The 21,334-nt window shown below is 67.6% G+C and carries 16 protein-coding genes and 5 pseudogenes; 11 read left to right on the top strand and 10 right to left on the bottom strand.

Annotated elements, in window-relative coordinates:
- Positions 1-60: 60 nt before the first annotated feature.
- Positions 61-1,407, bottom strand: a complete 1,347-nt coding sequence (locus tag OJJOAM_RS00750) for a nucleobase:cation symporter-2 family protein (protein ID WP_422648568.1) — start codon at positions 1,405-1,407, stop codon at positions 61-63.
- A gap of 312 nt (positions 1,408-1,719) precedes the next feature.
- Here OJJOAM_RS00750 and OJJOAM_RS00745 point away from each other — a divergent pair, with 312 nt between their 5' ends.
- Complete coding sequence (locus OJJOAM_RS00745; RefSeq protein WP_422648567.1) at positions 1,720-2,787, top strand: AraC family transcriptional regulator; 1,068 nt, start codon at positions 1,720-1,722, stop codon at positions 2,785-2,787.
- Positions 2,788-3,051: 264 nt separating this feature from the next.
- Here OJJOAM_RS00745 and OJJOAM_RS00740 read toward each other — a convergent pair whose 3' ends face one another.
- The 6 genes from OJJOAM_RS00740 to OJJOAM_RS00715 form a co-directional block, all read right to left on the bottom strand.
- Positions 3,052-4,224 (bottom strand): CobW family GTP-binding protein, encoded by a 1,173-nt coding sequence (locus OJJOAM_RS00740; RefSeq protein ID WP_422648566.1) that lies wholly within the window; start codon positions 4,222-4,224, stop codon positions 3,052-3,054.
- Positions 4,221-4,844 (bottom strand): UbiX family flavin prenyltransferase, encoded by a 624-nt coding sequence (locus OJJOAM_RS00735; RefSeq protein WP_422648565.1) that lies wholly within the window; start codon positions 4,842-4,844, stop codon positions 4,221-4,223. The genes OJJOAM_RS00740 and OJJOAM_RS00735 overlap by 4 nt, the downstream gene beginning before the upstream one ends.
- Positions 4,841-6,184: a UbiD family decarboxylase gene (locus tag OJJOAM_RS00730; RefSeq protein ID WP_422649634.1), complete on the bottom strand. Its 1,344-nt coding sequence runs from the start codon at positions 6,182-6,184 to the stop codon at positions 4,841-4,843. The genes OJJOAM_RS00735 and OJJOAM_RS00730 overlap by 4 nt, the downstream gene beginning before the upstream one ends.
- 214 nt (positions 6,185-6,398) lie before the next feature.
- Positions 6,399-7,313, bottom strand: coding sequence for an amidohydrolase family protein (locus OJJOAM_RS00725; protein WP_006578677.1), 915 nt, complete (start codon positions 7,311-7,313; stop codon positions 6,399-6,401).
- Between the two features lie 153 nt (positions 7,314-7,466).
- Positions 7,467-8,369, bottom strand: a complete 903-nt coding sequence (locus tag OJJOAM_RS00720; protein WP_006578676.1) for an amidohydrolase family protein — start codon at positions 8,367-8,369, stop codon at positions 7,467-7,469.
- Positions 8,370-8,743: 374 nt separating this feature from the next.
- On the bottom strand, positions 8,744-9,487 hold the full coding sequence (locus tag OJJOAM_RS00715) for an SDR family NAD(P)-dependent oxidoreductase (protein WP_422648564.1): 744 nt from the start codon (positions 9,485-9,487) through the stop codon (positions 8,744-8,746).
- A 197-nt stretch (positions 9,488-9,684) separates the two neighbouring features.
- On the opposite strand from OJJOAM_RS00715, the gene OJJOAM_RS00710 reads away from it, so the two are divergent.
- The 3 genes and pseudogenes from OJJOAM_RS00710 (at position 9,685) to OJJOAM_RS00700 (ending at position 12,068) form a co-directional block, all read left to right on the top strand.
- On the top strand, positions 9,685-10,314 hold the full coding sequence (locus OJJOAM_RS00710; protein WP_226108903.1) for a TetR/AcrR family transcriptional regulator: 630 nt from the start codon (positions 9,685-9,687) through the stop codon (positions 10,312-10,314).
- A gap of 106 nt (positions 10,315-10,420) precedes the next feature.
- Positions 10,421-11,015, top strand: a pseudogene (locus OJJOAM_RS00705) (DUF6088 family protein).
- A 6-nt stretch (positions 11,016-11,021) separates the two neighbouring features.
- Positions 11,022-12,068, top strand: coding sequence for a nucleotidyl transferase AbiEii/AbiGii toxin family protein (locus OJJOAM_RS00700; RefSeq protein ID WP_422648563.1), 1,047 nt, complete (start codon positions 11,022-11,024; stop codon positions 12,066-12,068).
- A gap of 298 nt (positions 12,069-12,366) precedes the next feature.
- Here the strand turns inward: OJJOAM_RS00700 and OJJOAM_RS00695 are convergent.
- A pseudogene (locus OJJOAM_RS00695) lies at positions 12,367-13,341 on the bottom strand (MFS transporter); the annotation flags it as partial.
- Positions 13,342-13,787: 446 nt separating this feature from the next.
- Here OJJOAM_RS00695 and OJJOAM_RS00690 point away from each other — a divergent pair.
- The 7 genes and pseudogenes from OJJOAM_RS00690 to OJJOAM_RS00660 form a co-directional block, all read left to right on the top strand.
- Positions 13,788-13,925: pseudogene (locus tag OJJOAM_RS00690) on the top strand (helix-turn-helix domain-containing protein); the annotation flags it as partial.
- A 105-nt stretch (positions 13,926-14,030) separates the two neighbouring features.
- Positions 14,031-14,700: pseudogene (locus OJJOAM_RS00685) on the top strand (substrate-binding domain-containing protein).
- Between the two features lie 123 nt (positions 14,701-14,823).
- Complete coding sequence (locus tag OJJOAM_RS00680; protein ID WP_422648562.1) at positions 14,824-17,052, top strand: TonB-dependent receptor; 2,229 nt, start codon at positions 14,824-14,826, stop codon at positions 17,050-17,052.
- A 96-nt stretch (positions 17,053-17,148) separates the two neighbouring features.
- Positions 17,149-17,610: a MarR family winged helix-turn-helix transcriptional regulator gene (locus OJJOAM_RS00675; protein ID WP_422648561.1), complete on the top strand. Its 462-nt coding sequence runs from the start codon at positions 17,149-17,151 to the stop codon at positions 17,608-17,610.
- A gap of 304 nt (positions 17,611-17,914) precedes the next feature.
- Positions 17,915-18,596, top strand: a pseudogene (locus OJJOAM_RS00670) (glutathione S-transferase family protein).
- A 3-nt stretch (positions 18,597-18,599) separates the two neighbouring features.
- On the top strand, positions 18,600-18,923 hold the full coding sequence (locus OJJOAM_RS00665) for a DMT family transporter (protein ID WP_422648560.1): 324 nt from the start codon (positions 18,600-18,602) through the stop codon (positions 18,921-18,923).
- Positions 18,924-18,951: 28 nt separating this feature from the next.
- Positions 18,952-19,650: an FMN-dependent NADH-azoreductase gene (locus tag OJJOAM_RS00660; RefSeq protein ID WP_422648559.1), complete on the top strand. Its 699-nt coding sequence runs from the start codon at positions 18,952-18,954 to the stop codon at positions 19,648-19,650.
- Here OJJOAM_RS00660 and OJJOAM_RS00655 read toward each other — a convergent pair.
- Both OJJOAM_RS00655 and OJJOAM_RS00650 read right to left on the bottom strand, forming a co-directional pair.
- Positions 19,645-20,079 carry a nuclear transport factor 2 family protein gene (locus OJJOAM_RS00655; protein ID WP_422648558.1) on the bottom strand — a complete coding sequence of 145 codons (435 nt, stop codon included), beginning with the start codon at positions 20,077-20,079 and terminating at the stop codon, positions 19,645-19,647. The two genes, OJJOAM_RS00660 and OJJOAM_RS00655, sit on opposite strands and share 6 nt — an antisense overlap.
- A 53-nt stretch (positions 20,080-20,132) precedes the next feature.
- On the bottom strand, positions 20,133-21,161 hold the full coding sequence (locus OJJOAM_RS00650; RefSeq protein ID WP_422648557.1) for a tripartite tricarboxylate transporter substrate binding protein: 1,029 nt from the start codon (positions 21,159-21,161) through the stop codon (positions 20,133-20,135).
- Positions 21,162-21,334: the final 173 nt, after the last annotated feature.

Here is a 21,334-nt window from a genome sequence, read left to right as displayed (position 1 = left end):
GCAGGTTGTCGCGCAGGTTCTCGCACGGGTTTTCGTTGATGCATTGGACTTCAGTCAAGATCAGATCTCCGGGGCATGTTCGCCGGCATGGGCCAGCGGTGCGTCACGGCCGGGCAGGCCGTTGAGCAGCAGGTTCAGGAAGACGGACACCACGCAGGCGATGATCACGCTGCTGTGCACGAACGGCTGCAGCGCTTCGGGCAGCTTCTCGAGCACCGACGGCATGATCACCGGCATCAGCGCGCAGGCCAGCGTGATGGCGACGATGGTCAGGTTCGAGCGGTTGTTCTCGTAGTCGACCTGGCCCAGCGTCTTGATGCCCGCCGCGCCGACCACGCCGAACATCACCAGCGCGGCGCCGCCCAATGCGGCGGCCGGAATCGACGCGAACAGCGCGCCGATCTTCGGCACCAGCGCGACTGCGCACAGCAACACACCGCAGGTGGCCACGACCCAGCGGCTGCGCACGCCGGTCACGATCACCAGCCCCACGTTCTCCATGAAGGCGATATACGGAAAGGCCGCGAACATGCCGCCGATCGCGCTAGCCAGGCCGTTGGCGCGCAGGCCGTTGGTTGCCTCGCGTTCGCTGACCGGGCGCTTGACCAGGTCGCCGATCGCGATGAACAGCCCCATCGACTCGACCATCTGCACCAGCATCACGATTGTCATCGTGACGATCGCGCCGATATCGAACACCGGCAGGCCGAAGGCGAACGGCTGCACCATCGTGAACCACGGCGCGCGCCGCACCTCGGTGAAGTCGCCCATGCCGAGCGCCGTTGCCACCGCCGCGCCGGCCAGCAGGCCGATCAGCACAGACAGATTGCGCAGGAACTCGCTGCCGTAGCGATTGATCGCCAGGATCAGCGCGACCACGCCGATCGCCACCGCAAAGAACACCGGCGCGCCGAACTGCGGCGCACCGCGTCCGCCGCCCAGCCATTGATAGGCGACGGGAAACAGCGACAGGCCGATCGCGGTGACGATGCACCCCGTCACCACCGGCGGGAAGAACTGCCGCAGCCGCCCGATCACCGGCGCCAGCAGCAGCGTGATGACGCCCGCGCCGATGATCGCGCCGCAGACGCCCTGAAAGCCCAGCGAAGGATCGGTGCCGATCGCGATCACGGGTCCGACCGAGCTGAACGCGACGCCCTGCATGATCGGCAGCCGCACGCCGAACTTCCAGAAGCCCACGGTCTGCAGCAACGTGGCGATGCCCGAGGTGAACAGCGCGGTGCTGATCAGCAGCGTGGTCTGCGCCGGCGTCATCTTCAACGCGGCGGCGACGATCATCGGCACCGTGATCGCGCCCAGATAACTGACCAGCATGTGCTGGAAGCCCAGCGTGAGCATGGCGCGCGGCGGCAGCACCGCGTCGACCGGGTGTTGGGGCGAAGCCATCGTCGTCTCCTTGGTAGTGGCTGAAGGCGCTCGAAGCGGCGCCTGCAGCCACAGTAGCGGCCGCGGGTGGGCGGTCATAGCGCAATTGCGAAGGCGATAGGCGCAAAGCGCAGCGATGTGAGGCACGCGGTGCTGGTGCGTGCGGTGCTGGTGCGTGCGGTGCGACGGTGATGCGGTGGTGGTGCGATGGACATGCGGTGGCCATGCGATGGCTGCCCGAAGACGACCGCGATGCCGCCGAGCGCTGCGGGTTTGTCCCGGCTTTGCCGTCGGCAAGGGCGGCCCTTACGATAGCGCGCACCGCTGTTGCGGGTGCCTGCCATCGCATCCTCTGCTCCGCCCTTCCATGCAGCCGCCTTCCGACGTTCCCACGCCTGGCCTCGGCGCCGTCCATCGATTCCATGCCAGCGAACTGCCGCATGTGGAAGCCCTCTGCGCGCGGCTGTTCGGACCCACGCGGGTGCGACCGCTCGACGCGCGCGCCCGCTGCATGTCGAGATCGAGCAATGCCATATCGGACAGCTGTCGCTGATCGACATTCGCTACAGCACGGCAACGGAGATCGAGCCGCAGCCCGGCAAGGACGAATACGTGATTCAGACCACGCTGGCCGGCCATTGCGAGGCGTTCACCGACGGCCAGTCGCAGCATTACCCGCACGGCAGCACGCTGGTCGCCTCGCCGACGCTGCGCACGCGGCTGCTGCTCGATGAGGATTGCGAACGCTTCTGCGTGGTGCTGCGCCGGCGCGCGATCGAGCATGCGTTCCGCGAGCATTTCGGTTTCGAACCGCCGGCGCCGATCGCGTTCGCGCCGCGGCTGGCCAGCGATGATGGACCGAATGGCAATGGAGGGAATGGCCTGGCCGAGCGCTGGCAGGCGTTGGTGGGATATCTGCGCGCGGAGATGCGCACGCGCCGGGCCGGCACCGCCAATCCGACCATCGACGCCAGCATCGAACATATGGTGGTGTCGACGCTGCTGTTCGACCAGTTCTCGGGCGACGGCGCCACGCTGCCGCGGCGCTTCCAGCCGACGCTGCCTGCCTATGTGCGGCGCGCGATCCAGTATCTGCGCCGCAATCTCGATCGCCCGATCACGATGCGCGAACTCGCCGACCATTGCGGCGTGTCGGAGCGCTCGCTGCAGGTGGGCTTTCGGCGCAGCAAGAACGCGACGCCGATGGAATATCTGCGGCTGCTGCGCCTGCAGGGCGCGCGCGACAGCCTGCTGCGGGCGCCGCAGCAGCCCGGCGCGGTGACCGCGATCGCGCTGCGGCACGGCTTCGCGCACCTCAGCATGTTCTCGCGCGAATACCGGCGCGAATTTGGCGAGTTGCCGTCGGATACCTTGCGCCGGGCGCAGCGGCGCGAAGAATAGCGGCGCGGAGAATGGCGGGGCGACGGATAGCGGCGCTTATGCGGGGGAGCGAAATGACCGTGGTCCAGGGCGCCCTCCGCCCTCCGCCCTCCGCCCTCCGCCCTCCGCCCTCCGCCCTCCGCCCTCCGCCCTCCGCCCTCCGCCCTCCGCCCTCCGCCCTCCGCCCTCCGCCCTACGCCCTACGCCCTACGCCCTACGCCCTACGCCCTACGCCTACGCCTACGCCCGCCGCCACGGCGTCGATGCGCCGCTACACCCCTCGCCTCAACGTGTCAGGCAGATCCCCAGCATCGTCTGCAGCCGACCGCGATCCAGGTTGCGGCCGATAAAGACCAGCTTGCTGTCGCGCGGCGCGTCCAGCCACGGGTCGCCCGCATGCAGGTCGAGCTGCCGGTGCACGGCCTGCAGGACGTGGCGCCGCTCGCTGCCGGCGACGGCGACGATGCCCTTGATGCGGAACAGGTCGTCCCCTTGCGCCGCCAGCAAGGCGCGGATCGCGCTGGCGAGACGGTCTCCGTCGAACGGCCGGTCGAACACCAACGAAACCGAGGACACCGAGGGGTCGTGGCGGTGCGCGTGGTCATGAGGGTGGCCATGATCGTGGTCATGATCGTAGCCGTCGCCATAGTCATGGCCGCAATGCTGATCGCAGACGTGGCCATGGTCGGCACCGTGGGGGGCGTGGTCGTGGTCATGCCCGTACTCGTCCTCGCTGTCGTCGAGCACCGCCATCCCCGGCGTAAACCCGCCGATCCCCAGGATCTGCCGCAGATCGACGCGCGCATAGTTCGACCGCAGGATCCGCGCGCCCTCGTTGAGCCGGCGCAGGCGCGCCTCCAGCGCGTCGACCGCCGCCGGATCGGCCAGGTCGGTCTTGTTGATGACGATGCGGTCCGCCGCGACGATCTGGTCGACCGCCTGGTTGTCGAAGCCGCGCAGCCGCGGATCGTCCAGATGGCTTTCGATATGCAGCGCGTCCACCAGCGTCACCACGCCGTCGAGCGCGACCTCGCGCGCGACCTCGTGATCCATGAAGAAGGTCGCCGCGACCGGGGTCGGGTCGGCCAGGCCACTGGTCTCGACGATGATATGGTCGAAGCGTTCGGGCTGCGTCAGCAGCTTCTGCAGGATGCGGACCAGATCGGTGCGCACGTCGACCACGCAGCAGATGCAGCCGTTGGTCATCTGGTAGATCTCCTCGTCGGAGCTGAGCACCAGGTCCGAATCGACATCGACCTCGCCGAACTCGTTCTCGATCACCGCGATGCGGTGGCCGTGCCGCTCGGTCAGGATATGGTTCAGCAGCGTGGTCTTTCCCGCGCCGAGAAAGCCGGTCAGGATCGTCACCGGCACCGGCACGGCGGCGCGCTTGGCAGGATCTGCGGCGGCTTGCTCGACGGTGCCCGGGCGAACCGCTTCTGGCGTAAACGCATTCATCGTGTCTCCTCCTCCGCCATTGCCGCTGGCATCGCTTCGGCGGGCGCGGGACGCATCCCCTGCCAACGCGCGACCAAACCGGCATGGTCGATATCGAACAGGTCGAGCGTGCGCCCGACGGTATGGTTGACCAGATCGTCGATGGTGCTGGGCCGGTGATAGAACGCCGGCACCGGCGGCAGCACGATCGCGCCCATCTCGGTCACCGCGGTCAGATTGCGCAGATGGCCCAGATGCAGCGGCGTCTCGCGCGGCAGCAGCACCAGCCGGCGCCTTTCCTTCAGCATCACGTCGGCGGCGCGCGTGACGAGGTTGTCCGCGAGCCCATGCGCGATCGCCGCCAGCGTGCGCATCGAACACGGCGCCACCACCATGCCGGCGCACCGGTAGGAGCCGCTGGCGATGGTGGCGCCGATATCGCGCACGTTGTGCGCGACGTCGGCCAGCGCCTCGATCTCGGCGCGGCGCAGGCCGAGCTCATGCTGGATCGTCAGCCAGCCCGATGGCGTCACCACCAGATCGGTGCGCCAGTCCGGCTGCTGCGCCAGCCACTGCAGCAGGCGCACGCCGTAGATCGCGCCGCTGGCGCCGGTGATGGCGACCACGAGACGCCGGCTCATGGGCGCCCCATCGCTTCGCCGAGCAGCCGCGCCGCCCTCGCCATCGCATCGTCGCCGATGCGCGCGCGGATGCCGTCGAACTGCGGGCCGCGCGTCGCATCGAGCCCCATGCGCGAGGTGGTGCCGGCGCCGGAGGCCGAGGGATCGAGCGCGCTGCCCGGCAGGCCGTCGACGACCACCACGTCCAGATGCGGCTGCAGATGCGTGGCAACCGCCCACAGCACCTCCTCGTCGCGCGTGATGTCGACATCCTCGTCGACCGCGATCACCGTCTTCAGGTACGGATCCCAGCCCAGCAGCCCCAGCATGACCTGGCGCGCCTCGCCGGCGCGCATCGGCTTGAGCGCGACATAGGCATGGAAATGCGTGCCCGAACTTGGGTAGTGCACCGCGGTGACGCTTGGAAAACGCTCCTTCAGCTTCTCGACCATCTCGGACTCGCGCGGAATCCGCCCGAGGTTGAGGTGCTCAGCGGAATTGCCGCCTACAACGTCGATCAGCATCGCGTCGCGCCGGCGCAGGATCGTCTCGACGCGCAGCAGGTTGTTGGTCGAGCGGTCCGACGAATAGCCGGTGAACTCGCCGAACGGTCCCTCGTCGACGCGCGCCTCCGGATCGATCACGCCCTCCAGCACGATCTCCGCGCTGGCGGGCACCGCGATGCCATGGCGCGGCGTGCGCACGACCTCCAGCGGCGCGCCGAACAGGCCGCCGGCAACGTGGCGCTCGTCGACGCCATACGGCAGGCGCGCCGCGCCGGCCAGCATGAACAGCGGATGCGCGCCGATCACCATCGCCACCGGCAGCGGCTGGCCGCGCGCGGCGGCCTGCTGCTGCATGCGCCACAGATGGCCGCGCGAATGCAGGCTGGTGGCGATGCCGGTGGTCGAATGCACCATCGAGCGGTGATAGCTGGCGTTACCGATGCCGGTCTCGGGGTCCTGCGCGATCAGGATCGCATTGGTGATATAGGGCCCGCGGTCGGTGGCGAAATGCCGGATCGCCGGGATCGTGCGCAGGTCGATGCCGTCGGTCTGCACGACCTCCAGCACCGGCCCACTGTCGACCTCGCGCGGCGGCACCAGGCGGCGGCTGCGCGCCTGGTATTCGGCATGGATGCCGTCCGCGCCGACGCCGAGCAGCCGGCCGACGCGCTCGCGCGAGGCGAACACATTGGTCACCAGCGGCGCGTCGAGTCCGCGCACGCGCTCGAACACCAGCATCGGATGGCGTCCCTGCGCGGCCAGTTGCCAGACCACGGCGGTCGCATCCTGGTCCGCGCCGATCTCCTCGCCGATCACCAGTACATCGTCAGGATGCGCGGCCCGATAGGCCGCCAGAAAGTCGCGAAAGTCCTGCGACGACGAATGGCGCCCGGGATGGAGCCCGGGATGGAGCCCGGGATGGAGCCCGGGATGGAGCCCGGAACCGGGCCCCGAATTGATCCCCCGAATTGAGCCGCGATGTCATCGATCTCTCCTTGTCACGCCGGCCGGGCCGCGCACGCTGGCGCCGCCCGGCCCGGACGCGTTGTCGGCCCGATCAGCGGCCCGTTCAGCGAAGACCGGCGTAGGTGTCGGTCAGGCGGGCCTGCGCCTCCTCCATCGTGCGCGGCGGCGGCGTGGTCTCCAGGCCGATCAGGCGGGCGATGTTGTTGCCCATGTAGTCCTCCAGCCCGTCCTCGTCCAGGTCCATGCCCTGCGGCGCGGGGCCGCACAGCATCTCCAGCTCGCGCAGCCACATGCCGGGCTCGTTCGGCGGCGTGTCGGTGCCGAACACGATCTTGTTGCGCGGCAATTGGCGGGCGAATTCGACGATGCGCGACTGGAAGCACCAGCCCGATTCGCAATAGACATTGGGCGTGTCCATCGCCATCCAGAACGCCTCGAACGAATAATTGCCGCCGGTCTGGATGCCGAAATGGCCGATGATGAAATTGACCATCGGGAATTCGCGGATGATCGGATAGAACATCGTCGGAATCGTGTACGGCCCGTCGCCGGTATGGATCAGTACCACGACGTTGTACTTGGCACACATCTTCAAGGCGGGCCGCAGCCAATCAAGCGCGCGGTCGGGACGATAGCCGTGCATGTTGGCATGCAGCTTCATCATCTTGAAGCCGTATTCCTTGACGTGGTATTCGAGCTCGAGCGCGCCCTCTTCCGGGCCCCAGCGCGGATTGAAGGTGAAATTGCCGATGAAGCGGTCCGGATATTTCTGGCACAGCTCGGCCACATAGGCCATGTAGTCGCGCACGCCTTCGCGGCCGCGGCGATTGCCGTCGCGATAGCCGGTATTGCCGGGCGGCGGCTGGATAAAGCCCATATCGATGCGGCGCGGCTTGCCGTTGATGATGTAGGGGCCGTCCATCATCTTGAGCAGGCGTTCGCCGGTGAACGGTTCGCCGGTATGGCGCCAGGCCTCGTCGACGAGGTTGGTGGGATGCAGATGGGTGTCGATGATCATTGCAGTGGCTCCGTGCGGGCTGCGTTGTCTGGAAGCGGTCGTGGGCGGCGATCGGGACGGCGATGGGAGCGGCGATGAGAGCGGCATGCGGGCCGCCATCGACTCGCCATCGACTCGCCATCGGCGCGCCATCGTGGCGCCATCAGGTCGTCATCAGGCGGCGAGCCTGGCGCGGGCCTCTTCGACCGTGCGCGGCACCGGCGTCGGTTCGAGCCCGATCATCCGCGCCACGTTGTTGCCGAGGTAGTCCTCGAGCGTGTCCTCGTCCAGATTGAGCCCCTGCGGCGGCTCGAAACACAGCACCTCCAGCAGGCGCAGCCACATGCCGGGCTCGTTCGGCGGCGTATCGGAGCCGAACAGGATCTTGTGCCTGGGCAACACCTTGGCGAACTCGACGATGCGCGACTGCAGGCACCAGCCCGATTCGCAATAGACGTTGGGCATGTCCATCGCCATCTGGAACGGCTCGAAGCAATAGACGCCGCCGGTCTGCACGCCGAAGTGGGCCATGATGAAATTGACCGTCGGGAATTCCTTGATCATCGGCACCCATTCGGTCGGGATGCTGTAGGGACCGTCGCCGGTATGCAGCTTGACCAGCACGCCCAGTTCCGCGCATTTCTGCAGCGCCGGACGCAGCCAGTCGAGCGCCCGGTCGGGCCGGTAGGCGTGCATATTGGCCTGGAACTGGACCATCTTGAAGCCGAGCTTGCGCACGTAATGGTCGATCGCATTGACGCCGTTCTCGACGCCGCAGCGCGGGTTGTAGACGAAGCAGCCGATGAAGCGGTCGGGATATTTGCGCACCATCTCGACCGTGTAGGCCATATAGGCGTCGATCGATTCGCTGCCCGACCTGGTGCCGTCGGTCCAGGTGTAGATGGTGTTGCCTTGCGGCGGCTGGATGAAGGCGCGATCGATGCGGCGCGGCTTGCCGTTGATCAGGAATGGGCCATCCATCATCTGGATCAGGCGCTCGCCGGTGAAGGGCTCGCCATCGTGCCGCCATGCCAGATCGACCAGATTGGTCGGATAGCAACTGGTGTCGATGATCATGCGGGAGTCTCCTCGCAATGCTGCAGGTTGAAGGCATGCGGGACCGGGCCGGTCCTTGCGGACGGGCCGGACGCGCGTTGCGTTCGGAGCACTGTCGAGGGGAGCGTTGGAAGAATGCGCCACCGACGGTACTCCGTCAGTGAGCAATCTCCAGTTGAACGATCGCGGCATTGCGCCGCTGCTTGTTCAATCGACCGCTTCTACCCACGGCGCCTTTATACCGCCGCGGAAATTCGGATGTCAAGCAGGAAGCGTGGACGCGACGTTGCCGCGCCCACCTTCCCCCGACCGGTCGATCGCGCTCGATCGCGCTCGCTTGATCGAGTCGGTCAATCGATCGATCTGTCGTTCGATCGGTCCGGTCGTTCGATCGATCAGGCGTTGGCGCCGTTATCGATCGTCCAGGCCGCGCCGGTCACAGCCTGCGCCTCCGGCGAGGCCAGCAGCGCCACGACCGCGGCGACCTCGTCGGGCGAGGCATAACGCTGCTGCCCCGCCATCAGCGAGCGCTGCCAGTCCGCATGCGGGCCATCGGGCGGGTTCATGTCGGTGGCCGTCGAACCGGGGTGCACCACATTGACGGTGATGCCGCGCGGGCCGAAATCGCGCGCGAGACCCTGCGTCATGCCGACCAGCGCGGCCTTGCTGGCACTGTAGATCGACATCCCCTGCCCCGGCACGCGCACCGCCAGGCTGCTGCCGATCGAGATGATGCGACCGCCATCGGGCATCACCTGCGCCGCCGCCTTGATCGCGACGAAGGCGGCGCGCACGTTCACGGCCATCGTGGCGTCGAAGTCGTCGAGGGTCAGTTCGGCCGGCGAGCCCGCGCGGAAGATCCCGGCGTTGTTCACCAGGATATCGATCTTGCCGAACTGGGCGGCCGCGCGCGCCACCGCGTCGGCCACGGCCTTCGGATCGGTGTTGTCGGCGCGAATCGCCAGCGCCTGCCGTCCGTGCGCGCGCACCTGGGCGGCGACCTGTTCGGCCTGCTGCTCCGAGCTGGCGTAGGTCAGCGCAACGTCCGCGCCGTCGGCCGCCAGCCGGCGCGCGATCGCCGCGCCAATGCCCCGGCTGCCGCCGGTGACCAATGCCGTTTTTCCTTGCAGGGATGCCATGTCTTGCTCCTTGAACGTGATGCTCAACGTGTCTTTCGGTTCGCCGGTCCGTCGCCCGACGGGCTGCCTGACCGGCATCGTGCGTTCCACTTACAATCTGTACTTGTCGGTACAAATTTAAAGCGAATTATTGGCACGTTGTCGCCGACGGTCAAGGGATTTACTATCCGGTCAGTACAGAATTCACCGTTCCATCCATGAGCCAACGAGGAAGACCCCGCGCCTTCGACCGCGACACCGCCCTGCAGGCGGCCATGCGCGTGTTCTGGGAGCGCGGCTACGAACAGGCGTCCCTGAGCGAGCTGACGGCCGCGATGGGGATCAACCGCCCCAGCCTCTATGCCGCCTTCGGCGACAAGGCGCAGCTGTTCCGCGAGGCCACGGCGCTGTACCAGCGCACCATGAACTTCACCACCCCGGCCCTGGCGCGCCCCACCGCGCGCGCGGCGGTCGAGGCGATGCTGCGCGACAACGTCGATGCCTATTGCGACCCGACGACGCCGCGCGGCTGCCTGGTGGTATCGGTGGCCGCCGCGTGCCCGGACGACGACAGCGAGATGAAGACCATGCTGTCAAGCAAGCTGCGCACGGTCGGCGAATCGGTACGCCAGCGCCTGAAGCAAGGCGTCGAGGCAGGCGAATTGCCGGCCGACACCGACGTGGGCGCCCTTGCCGCGTATTTCGAAACGGTGCTGCAAGGCCTGTCGATCCAGGCCCGCACCGGCGCGTCACGCCAGCGGCTGCATCGCGTGGTGGATTGTGCGATGCGGGTGTGGGACAGCTTCTCGCCGGAGCCGAAGAAGCGGTCGACGGGCCGTCAAACGTAATCCCTGACCGGTGTCTTCGCGGCCGTGGCTATCGGCCGTCTCATCGTTCTGTTTGCCGTTTGTCAGAAACGGATATATACTTCTGACACCCCTAAAGGACACCACCATGCAGACTCTTGCCCAACGCATCCTCGAATACGCAGCCGGCTTGCCGGAAGGCGCACCGCTGGTCGCCAAGGGCTTGCTGCACCTTGGCAATCGGGCGGCGCTCGACCAAGCCCTTTGCCGCCTGACGCGCCGGGGTGCCCTGCTGCGAGTCGAACGTGGGATCTACGCCGTGCCGGTGTCCACCCGATTCGGTACGCGCGCCCCTGCAGCCTCGGCCGTAGTGGAAGGCTTGGCTCAACAGCGCGGGGGAAACCGTGGTGCCGCACGGTGCCGCAGCGGCAAATGAACTGGGATTGACCACGCAGGTCCCCGTGCGGGCCGTGTATTTGACTTCAGGCCGCAGCCGCACGCTTAAGCTCGGGGCCCAAACCATCGAGTTCCGGCATGCGCCGCGATGGCAACTGGTCCTCGCGGGACGTCCGGCGGGCAAGATCTTGCGTGCCTTGACCTGGCTCGGGCCGCAGCACGCCAATGAAGCGATCCGGAAACTGCGGCCGCTGCTGTCGGCATCGGACCTTGCCGAAGTCGCATCGTCGCGCGGCCAGCTGCCGACGTGGATGGCCAAGGAAGTCAGTACCCTGCTGCAGCATTGATCCAACGTGACGGAATTCTTCAGCCTGTCCCGGGCGGAGCAACGGGACGCTCTCGAAGTGGTCGCGACGCGCTCCGGCAGGCCACCGCACCTGCTTGAAAAAGATCTGTGGGTGGTTTGGTCGCTGCGGCATCTTTTTGCGAGCCCTTATTCCGATCATCTGGTCTTCAAGGGCGGCACCTCGCTGTCGAAGGCATATGGCGCGATCCGGCGCTTCTCCGAAGACATCGATCTGACCTATGACATCCGGGCGATTGCCAGCGACCTGATCGGAGAAGCCGGCGAACCGCTGCCCCCAAACCGGAGTCAGGAAAAGCGATGGAGCAAGGCAATTCGTGCGCGCCTGTCGACCTGGGTCGCGGCAGAGGTCCTTCCGTCGATGCAGCGCGAATTGGCCAGGCAGCGGCTGCCGGCGCGCGCCAGCGCGGAAGGCGACAAGGTCTTCATTGCCTACGAGCGGCTGTCCGGTGGAACGGGTTACGTTTTGCCGATCGTCATGCTCGAGTTCGGTGCGCGATGTACCGGCGAGCCTAGTCACTCACGCCCGATTCAATGCGATGCGGCCATGCATCTTCCCGAGATCGCATTTCCCGCGACTACCGCGCGCGTAATGCGTGCCGAGCGCACGTTCTGGGAAAAGGCCACGGCGATCCACGTTTTCTGTGCTCAGGGCCAGTTCCGTGGCAGCGCCCGATTCGCCAGGCATTGGCATGATCTGGTGCGTCTCGACGATGCCGGCCTGGCCGATGCCGCCATTGCCGATCGCGGTCTTGCGCACGCCGTCGCACAGCACAAAGGGATCTTCTTCGCCGAGAAGTTCCCCGATGGCGCCCCCATCGACTATGGCTTGGCGGTGTCAGGAGGATTGCAGCTGGTGCCCGGCGACAAGGCGCTCACTGCATTGGCGTCCGACTATCAACGCATGGTCGACGACGGCCTGCTGCTCGACGAAGGTGAGCCCTTCGAGCGACTGCTGGAGCGCTGCGCCACCATCGAGCGCAAAGCGAACGAACTGGCGCGCAACACAGACACACTGGCGGAAAAGGCGCTCTGATCCGGGCTCCGCGCGCCTCGGCGCAGCGGATCAGAACACAGCATCGCGCGGAAAACGCATGCCGCGCGCCAGCAGCATGGCGGCCAATGCCGACAGCGCCACGACGGCCACGGCGGCGTGCCAGCCCCAGGCCTCGATGGCCGCGCCTACCGTGACCGGCCCCACCACCTGCCCCAGGTTGCTGCCCTGCATCAGCAGGCCGACCACCACCGGGACCAGCGCGGCGGTCGGTGCCACCACGGGGGGCGCTCGACAGCAAGGTGGCGGGAATCAGGCCGCCCACCGCCGAGAACAGTAGGCACAGCAGGAAGGTCGGCACGTCGCCGAACACCGGCAGGAAGATGCCGAGCGCGGCCAGCCCCATCGTCAGGCAGGTGCCGCCAACCAGCACGGGCCGCGACACGCCGCGCGCCAGCAGATAGCCGGCCGCCAGATTGCCGATCATGTTGGCGCCGATCGCGAGCGCGGTCAGCAGCCCCACCATGCGGTGCGAGGCGCCGATCCGCTCGATCAGCAGCACCGGCAGGAAGCTGAACAACGCGAAGAACATCAGGCTGTAGAGCGCGAAGCAGGCGGCCAGCCGCAGCGGCTGCGCGGCGCGCAGCACGGCCGCCATATCGGCGCGCATGCCGGCAACGCCGCGCGATGGCGATGGCGTTGACGTTGGCAACTGCGACTGCGACTGCGACTGGGACTGGGACTGGGACTGGGACTGGGACTGTGACGGCGACAGCGACAGCGACTGCGACGGCGACGGCGACGGCGACCGGGACTGCGATTGCGATGGCGATGATCGCTGCGTCAATGCCTGCCACCGCGCGCAGGCCGGTATCGCCAGCCGCGCCGCCGCCATCGCGACCACGGCGAGCGCCGCGCTCCCCCACCATAGTCCGCGCCAGTTGCCGAACAGCGGACCGGCGACCATCGCCAGCGCCATGCCGGCCGGCATGAAGCAACTCCACAGCGCAAAAGCGATATCGCGGCGCTGCAACGGCACCACGCGTTGCAGCACCGCGGGCCCGGCGACCGCGATCAGCAGGAAGCCCAGTCCTTCGACGAAGCGCGACGCCATCAGCGCCGGCAGCGTCGGTGCCAGTGCGCCGACGCAGGCGCCGAGCACCACCGCGAGCAGACCGCCCAGCAAGACCCGCCGGTCGCCGAAGGCGGGCACCAACGCGCCGGCCGGAATCCCGCCCAGCGAGCCGAGCACCGCGACGATGGCCATCAACCAGCCGGCCTGCGCCAGGGTCGCGCCAAGGTCCGCCCGCAGCATCGGCATCGCGATCGCGGCCTTGCCGACCTGCAACGCCGCGACGACCCCGGCGCCGACCACCACCACCACGGTCAGCCACATCGCCGCCTGGCTGGACGGCGCGGCGGGCATCGGTGCTGCCTCGCCGGAAGGTGCCGCGGGTATCTGGGCTGCCTTGCCTGACGGCGCGGGCGCTCTCTGCGCCGTCTTGCCGGACGGCGCGGCGGCTACCGGCGCCGCCTGTCCCCGCCCTTCGCCGGCGGCCCATGCCCGCCCTCCGTCCGCACGATCGCTCGCCCGATCGTTCACACAATCCGTCATCTCGTTCCCCTGCACCGAACCTCGCGATGTCGCACAGCATCGCATCGGCGGTACATCGACGGAAGTGATATAAGTTCGATCCAAACGATCGATCAGATAGATCAATCAAGCCCAGCCGAGCCACCGACTCCCCCCCGCTCCGCACCATGCTCGATGCCCTGACCCTCGACCAGTTGCGCACCTTCGCCACCGTTGCGGAGGCCGGCAGTTTCCGCGCGGGAGCCGCCAAGCTCGGCCGCGTGCAATCGGCGGTCAGCCACGCGATCGCCAATCTGGAGGCGCAGCTCGGCGTCGCGCTGTTCGACCGCAGCGCGCGGCGCCCGGCATTGACCGCGGAGGGCCAGGCGCTGCTGGTCAACGCGCGCGACATCCTGCTGCGCGTCGATGCGATGCGGGCGCGTGCCCGCGGCCTCGGCCAGCAGCTGGAGCTGGAACTGTCGGTGGTCGTCGATACGCTGTTCCCGCTGGTGCAGATCAGTGCCGCGCTGGAAGCGATGCGCAGCCGCTATCCCTCGGTGGCGATCCGGCTCGCAGTCGAGCCGCTCGGCGGGCCGCTGGCCGCCCTGCTGGAGCAGCGCGCCACGCTGGCGGTGATGGTCGGCGAGGGCTTTCGCGATCCACGCGTCGCGCTGCAGGCGCTGTCCTCGACCGAGGTGGTGGCGGTCGTGTCCGCGCATCACCCGCTGGCGTCGCGGCGGCGCGGCCCGCCGCTCGAACTCGCGGACCTGGCCGATCACCTGCAGATCGTGCAGTCCGATCCCACGCCCCCTGTCCGCCGGCCGCGACTTCGGCGTGCTGTCGCCGCAGACCTGCCGCGTCAACACGCAGGACACCAAATACGCGCTGATCCTGTCCGGCCTCGGCTGGGGCCGGCTGCCGCGGTGGCTGGTCGAACGCGACCTGCGCGAAGGCCGGCTGGTGCGCGTCGCGACCACCTCGCTGGGCCGCGATGCGCGCGTCCTCTACGAAGCGTACCTGGCCCATCGTGTCGACCAGCCGCTCGGACCGGCCGCGCGGGCGTTTCGCGAAGCGCTGGGCCGCATCGCCGCGCAGGGCTGACCGCCTCGTTTATGTCCTGGAGTGCCGATGAGGTGCCGAGATATGTTGCAAACAGGAATGCTTATCAATATGATTGACGGCTTTTTGTAACCGTAGATTACGAGAGAGCCCGGACCACGCGCCATGAGACAGAAACTGGCCTGTTTGCAACCGTCGCGGCTGACGCCGTCGGCCCTGATCGCCGCGGCCATCGCCGGCGGCGCCCCGCTTTCCACGCTGGCGCAGCAGGCGTCCTCCGCCAGCCCGGGCAGCGCGCCCGCGCATGAGCTGAGCACCGTCGAGGTACGGGTCGACCGGATCAAGAGCGACCTGGTCAATCCGACGCGACAGGTCACCGTGATCGAGCGCGAGCAGATCGAGGAGCTGAAGACCGGCTCGACCAATCTGGCGACGATGCTGAGCAAGCTGATTCCAGGCATGGCCGATTCGAGCCGCACCGTGACGGACTTCGGCCAGACGCTGCGCGGACGCAGCGCGCTGGTGCTGGTCGACGGCATTCCGCTTAATACCAACCGCGATTCCGCCCGCAATCTCGCCACGATCGATCCGAGCAACATCGAGCGGATCGAGGTGCTGCGCGGCAGCAGCGCGCTCTACGGCGCCGGAGCGAGCGGCGGCATCATCTCGATCACGACCCGCACCGCGGGCGGCCCGCCCAGCGCCGACACCACCGTGACGCTGGGCACGCCGCTGACGCGGCTCAGCAAGGAAGGCCTCAGCGCCAACGTGCAGCAGCACTTCTCCGGCAGCCAGGGGCCGATCGACTACGCCTTCCACATCGGCGCACAGCGCATCGGCAGCCCCTACGACGCGCACGGCCATCGCATCGCGCCGGAGCCGAGCCAGGGCGATCTGTTCGATTCCAACGTCTACAACGTCAGCGGCAAGCTCGGCTGGCGCATCGACGGCCAGCAGCGCGTGCAGCTGAGCCTGAGCCGTTATCACGCCAAGCAGAACACCGACTACGCGTCGGATCCCTCGGTCGGACGCCTGCCTCCGGGTTCGGCGGCGGCGCGCGCGATTCGCGGCCTGCAGCTCGAAAACCAGAACGAGCTGCGCAACACGGTGCTGAACCTGGACTACCAGCACCAGGACTTCTTCGGCAGCACGGTGTCGACGCAGTTCTACTACCGCGACTATTTCACGCGCTTTCCCCCGTTCGACGCGCGCGCGGTCGCCACGCGCGGCGGCAACGTCGACCAGATCAGCCAGAACAGCAGCGTATTCGGCGGCCGGCTGACGGTCGGCACGCCGCTGGGCGCCAGCAAGCAGACCAAGCTGCTGTGGGGCGCGGACTACAACCAGGAACGCAGCGACATGCCGCTCGACGTGTTCAACGCCGCGCGCTACGACGCGAGCGGCGGCCTGGTGTTCCAGCGCACCGGCGAGCTGACCTATATGCCGCCGCTGACCACGCGCAGCGGCGGCGTGTTCGGCCAGCTGCAGCACAAGTTCGACGAGCGCTGGTCGATGGAAGGCGGCGTGCGCTACGAGCGCGCCAGCGCCAGCTTCGACGACTTCGTGCCGCTGTCGCAGTCGAAGGTGGCCAACCCGGTCGGCGTCAAGGGCGGCACCGTCGACTACGGCGCGTGGCTGTTCAACATCGGCGCCGCCTTTGCGCCGGTCAAGGGCCAGGAGTTCTATGGCGCCTTCAGCCAGGGCTTCCAGCTGCCCGACATCGGTCTGCAGATCCGCAACGCGCGTCCGGGCTTCGACATCAACTCGTCGAGCCTGGAGCCGGTCAAGACCAACAACTACGAACTGGGCTGGCGCGGCGCGCTGGGCAGCAACACGCTGGCCAACGTGGCGGTGTTCTACACCACCTCGAAGCTCGGCGACGTGCAGAGCTTCAACAACGGGCTGATCCTGACCCGCACCAAGGAGCGCATCTTCGGCGTCGAGGCCGCGGCCGACTACCTGACCGACGACGAGAAATGGGGCGTCGGCGGGACCTTCACCTGGATGCGCGGCCGCGAGCAGCCGCAAGGCAGCAGCAGCTTCCAGAACATGACGGGCTACCGGATTCCGCCGCTGAAGCTGACCGGCTATCTGCAATACCGGCCGATCAGCCAATGGACGAACCGGCTGCAGGTCAGCTATTACGCCGGGCGCGACTATCGGCTCAATGGCCAGAACAGCTTCGGGCGGCGCGATACCGGCAGCTATACGACGCTCGACCTGATCAGCCGCTACCAGCTGACGCGCAAGGACACGATCACGATCGGCATCGAGAACCTGCTCAATCGCGACTACTACCCCTTGTACAGCCAGCTGCTGCGCAACAGCAGCAATACCAGCCGGCTGCCGGCTGCGGGCATCACGCTGACGGCGATGTATCAGCACCGCTGGTAGGCGGCGAGCCGGGACAGGATCGGTCCCCTGCCCCGGCTCTGGCCCGCGGCATCGATCGCCGGCATAATTGCAACTGCAACGATACCGGAGAGCATCATGACGACAAACGGGCCCGACCTGTGGTTCTCGTTCGTGCGGGCGCACCGGCTGATCATCCGCGAGGTGGAACGGCGCCTTGCCGACGCCGGGCTGCCCACCTATGCGTGGTACGACGTGCTCTGGGGCCTGGAGAGCGGTCCGGGCGGCAAGCGCCGCATGCACGAGCTGGCCGACGCGCTTGTCATCGAACGCTACAACCTGACCCGCCTGGTCGACCGGCTGGAGAGCGAGGGCCTGGTCACGCGCACCCGCTCGGCCGACGACGGCCGCGCCGCCTTCCTCACGATCACGCGCGAAGGCCGCGCCCTGCGCAAGAAAATGTGGAAGATCTACCAGGGCACGATCGCCGATCTGTTCCTGTCCCAATTCGATCCCGCCGACGAACGGCGCTTCGCCGACGCGCTCGAGCGCGCCGCGCAGGCCGTGCGCGCCGCCGCGGCCGTATCGCGCCCTTCCTGACACCGCTGCGCCGGTCCGTGTCCCGGGTGGGAACCGGCTGACGACCCACCACCGGGACCAACCCGTCCTCCCACCATCACACTCGCGCACCACGCCGTGACTGTCGCCGGCCCGGCGACGGCACGCGCGCGTCGACCGCTGCCGTGCCAGCACGCCGGTGCCGCCGGCAATCCGCCGGCCGCCCTTCGATCGCTCCACCGATGGCCGTGCTTGCCGAAGCCGTCTCCATCGACTACAGTTGCATCTGCAACGATTGTAAATGCAACTCATAACCACATCGCAGGACATCATCGGAGGAACCACCATGTCATCCGTCATCCCGTCAAGGCTGACCACGCCAGACCTGACCTTCTACACCGCCAACACCCCCCAATGGCCAGAAGGTCAGCATCTACCTGCAGGAGGCCGAATTGCCTTACCGGCAGGTCGACATCGCCCTGGACAAGGGCGAACAGCGCCACCCCGACTATCTGGCGATCAACCCGAACGGCAAGATTCCGGCGCTGGTCGATCACGGCGAAGGCATCACCGTGTTCGAGTCCGGGGCGATCCTCAGCTATCTGTCGAGCCAATACGGCCCGCTGCATCCGACGCAGCGCCACGAGCAATGGCAGGTCCAGCAATGGCAGCATTTCCAGATCGGCGGCATCGGGCCGATGCTGGGACAGCTGTGGTGGTTCCTGCATGGCTCGAAGAGCGGGAATCGCGAGGCGATCGAGCGCTATACAAAGGAGGCACATCGCCTCTATTGGGTGGTGGACCGACGGCTGGCGGAATCGCGCTATCTCGCGCTGGACCGCTACACGATCGCCGATATCGCCGCGTTTCCGTGGTTGCGCAGCCATGACGAACTGCGGCTCGACATCGCCGAATACCGGCATGTGGCCCGCTGGCTCGAGCGCATCGCCGATCGGCCGGCAGTACAGCGCGGCCTCGCGGCGTTGCGCCGGCCCGCGGCTGCGGCGCAGGACCGGGCGGAGGCGTGAGCGATGGCGTGGACCTTTCTGTTTGCCGCCGCCGCGCTGGAGATCGTGATGGGCGTCGCGCTGAAGCTGAACCAGGGCTGGACACGGCTGCTGCCGAGCGTGGTAGGCGTGGCGGCGGGGCTGGCCAGCATCTACCTGCTGGCCAAGGCGCTGCGCAATCTGCCGGTGGGCACCGCCTATGCGATCTGGACCGGCATCGGCACGCTGGGGCTGGTCGCGATCGGCATCGTCAGCTTCGGCGAGGGCATGCAATGGCAGCGGCTGCTGTTCCTGACGTTGACGGTGGTGGGGATCATCGGGCTGCGGTTCTCCGAGGCGGTCGGTTAAGGTGCGTCATGGACCAACAGGAGCCACGATGAAGACCGTGCTTCATGTCAGCGCCAGTCCCAATGGGGAGGCGTCGAGCAGCCGCGCCCCGGGCGCCGCGTTGATCGAGCGGATGCGGCAGCGGGAAACGCTGCGCGTGGTCGAGCGTGACCTGGCGCGTCGTCCGCCGCCCCTGGTCGACGGCGCATTCGCGCATGCCAGCCTCGCGGCGGAGTCGACCGATGCGGCCGGCGATACGGGCGTGCTTGCCGTGTCGGCGTCGCTGATCGCGGAATTGCGGGCCGCCGATCGCATCGTGATCTCCACGCCGATGCACAACTTCACGGTGCCGGCGACGCTGAAAGCCTGGATCGACCAGATCCTGCGCCCAGGCCGCACCTTTGCGCGCACGCCGGAAGGCAAGAAGGGAATGCTGCCAGACCGCCCGGTCTACTTGATCGTCGGCAGCGGCGGGCCGCTCGGCGATGACGGCAAGGGGCAGCCGGACTTCCTGACGCCCTATCTGCGTCACGCGCTGGCCACCGCCGGCCTGCACGACCTGTCGGTGTTGCGGCTGGACAATCTGCGGCGCGGCCCCGCCTATCTCGAGCGCGCGCAAGCCCTGGCCGACGCGTGGATCGCGCAGCAGATCGCGGCACTGTCTCCGCCACCGCGCGGCTCGGCGGCGCCTATCGAGGCGCCGGCGTTGGCACCGCGGCAAGACCGGCTCAACCCCGAGGCACTATGACGTGATCCCCTGCGCTCGCAGTTCCGCTTCCTCGTCGCCGGCGATCCAGCCGAAGATCCTGGCATCGCCCTCGTGCAGCTGGACCAGGTAGTGGACGCTGAACCGCACCACGCGAGGGGCCTCGCCGGGGCGCTCGAAGGTGGACGCCCACGCCACGCTGGCGACGCCATGCATCGGATCGATCTGGTGCACCGCCACATGGTCGACGGCCATATCCCGCATGCCCATCGCGCGGTAGTGCTCGAAGCCCTTGCCCATCACGCTGCGCAGTTGCTCGTTGTTGGTGCCGGTCATCACGCCGCCGGGCCACGCGGTGATGAAGTGCTCGGCGAAGAAGCCGGCGACCGTTTCCAGGTCGGCCTCGCCGCGCAGGCCCTGCACGAAGCACTGCTGGTATCGCTCGAATAGCTGCTCGATGTCTTGCTGCATGGGTCTGTTCCTCGATGGGTGTTTCCCCTCCCCGGTCCCTTCGGACAAGATAGTCAAACATCAATCGATCCGCCTGGCCATCGCAGTCTGCCCGCGTTCATTGCAGCGAGATGTGCACCGTCTGGAATACCTTGCCCCAGCGATCGACCTCTTCGACCAGGTACTGCCGGAACTGCTCGCGCGAGCCGCCGACGACAATGGCCCCCCTGCGATACCAGCGTGTCGCGCACGTCGGGCGAGGCCAGCGCCTTGTTGACTTCGGCGTTCAGGCGGTCGAGCACTTCCCTGGGCGTTCCCGCCGGGGCCAGCAGGCCGTTCCACGAATCGGCCTCGAATCCGGGCAGCCCCGCCTCCTCCATCGTCGGCAGCTGCGGCATCTGCGGCATGCGCTTCTTCGATGCCACCGCGATCGCGCGCGGATTGCCGGACTTCAACGTGGGCAACGCCGACATCGACGTCATGAACACCATGTCGACCGTGCCCGCCATCAGGTCCGTCAGCGCGGCCGAGGCTCCCTTGTAGGGAACATGCAGCATGTCGATGCCCGCGCGCTGCTTCAGCAGTTCGCCGGCCAGGTGCTGCGATCCGCCGGCGCCGGTCGAGCCGAAGGTCAAGGTGCCCGGCTTTTTCTTCGCCAGTGCGATCAGCGAGCGCAGGTCGTGCGCCGGCAGCCTGGTCGATACCGCCAGCACGGCCGGCGCCGTCATCACGTTGGCGATCGGCTCGAAGCTCTTGAGCACATCGAACTTCAGCCCCTTGTAAAGGTACTTGGTCATCGTGATCGGCGCCGCGGCCAGCAGCAGCGTGTAGCCATCCGGGGGCGCCGACGCGACATAGTCGGAGGCGATGTTGGAGCCCGCGCCCACCTTGTTCTCGACGATGACCGGCTGCCCCAGCCCCGCCTGCAGCTTGCCGGCCAGCAAGCGCGCCGTCAGATCGGTGGGGCCGCCAGCCTGGTAGCCGACGATGATGCGGATCGGCTTGGTGGGATAGCCGGACGGCGTGGCATGTGCCCCGCTGGCAAAGGAAAGGATCAGCGCACCGGCGGCGAGAGCGCCGGCGACCGGACCGAATGTCTTCATGGATGTCTCCGTCATGGCATCAGGGATGGCGCATTGCCGCATGGCTGCGCTCTGTTCGTCGGCAACGACCGGCTGCTGCCCGCCGTTTTCCGCATGGCAACCGCGACATACCACACGTGTCCGGTCGAACCATCGCCATGGTGTGTGAACCGCTCGCCCCTGAGAACTTCCGA

Source organism: Cupriavidus sp. H18C1 (assembly GCF_049311595.1).
GTDB classification, from domain to species: domain Bacteria; phylum Pseudomonadota; class Gammaproteobacteria; order Burkholderiales; family Burkholderiaceae; genus Cupriavidus; species Cupriavidus cauae.
The sequence above is the reverse complement of the archived record's forward strand: the minus strand, read 5'-3'. Positions and strand labels throughout refer to the sequence as shown.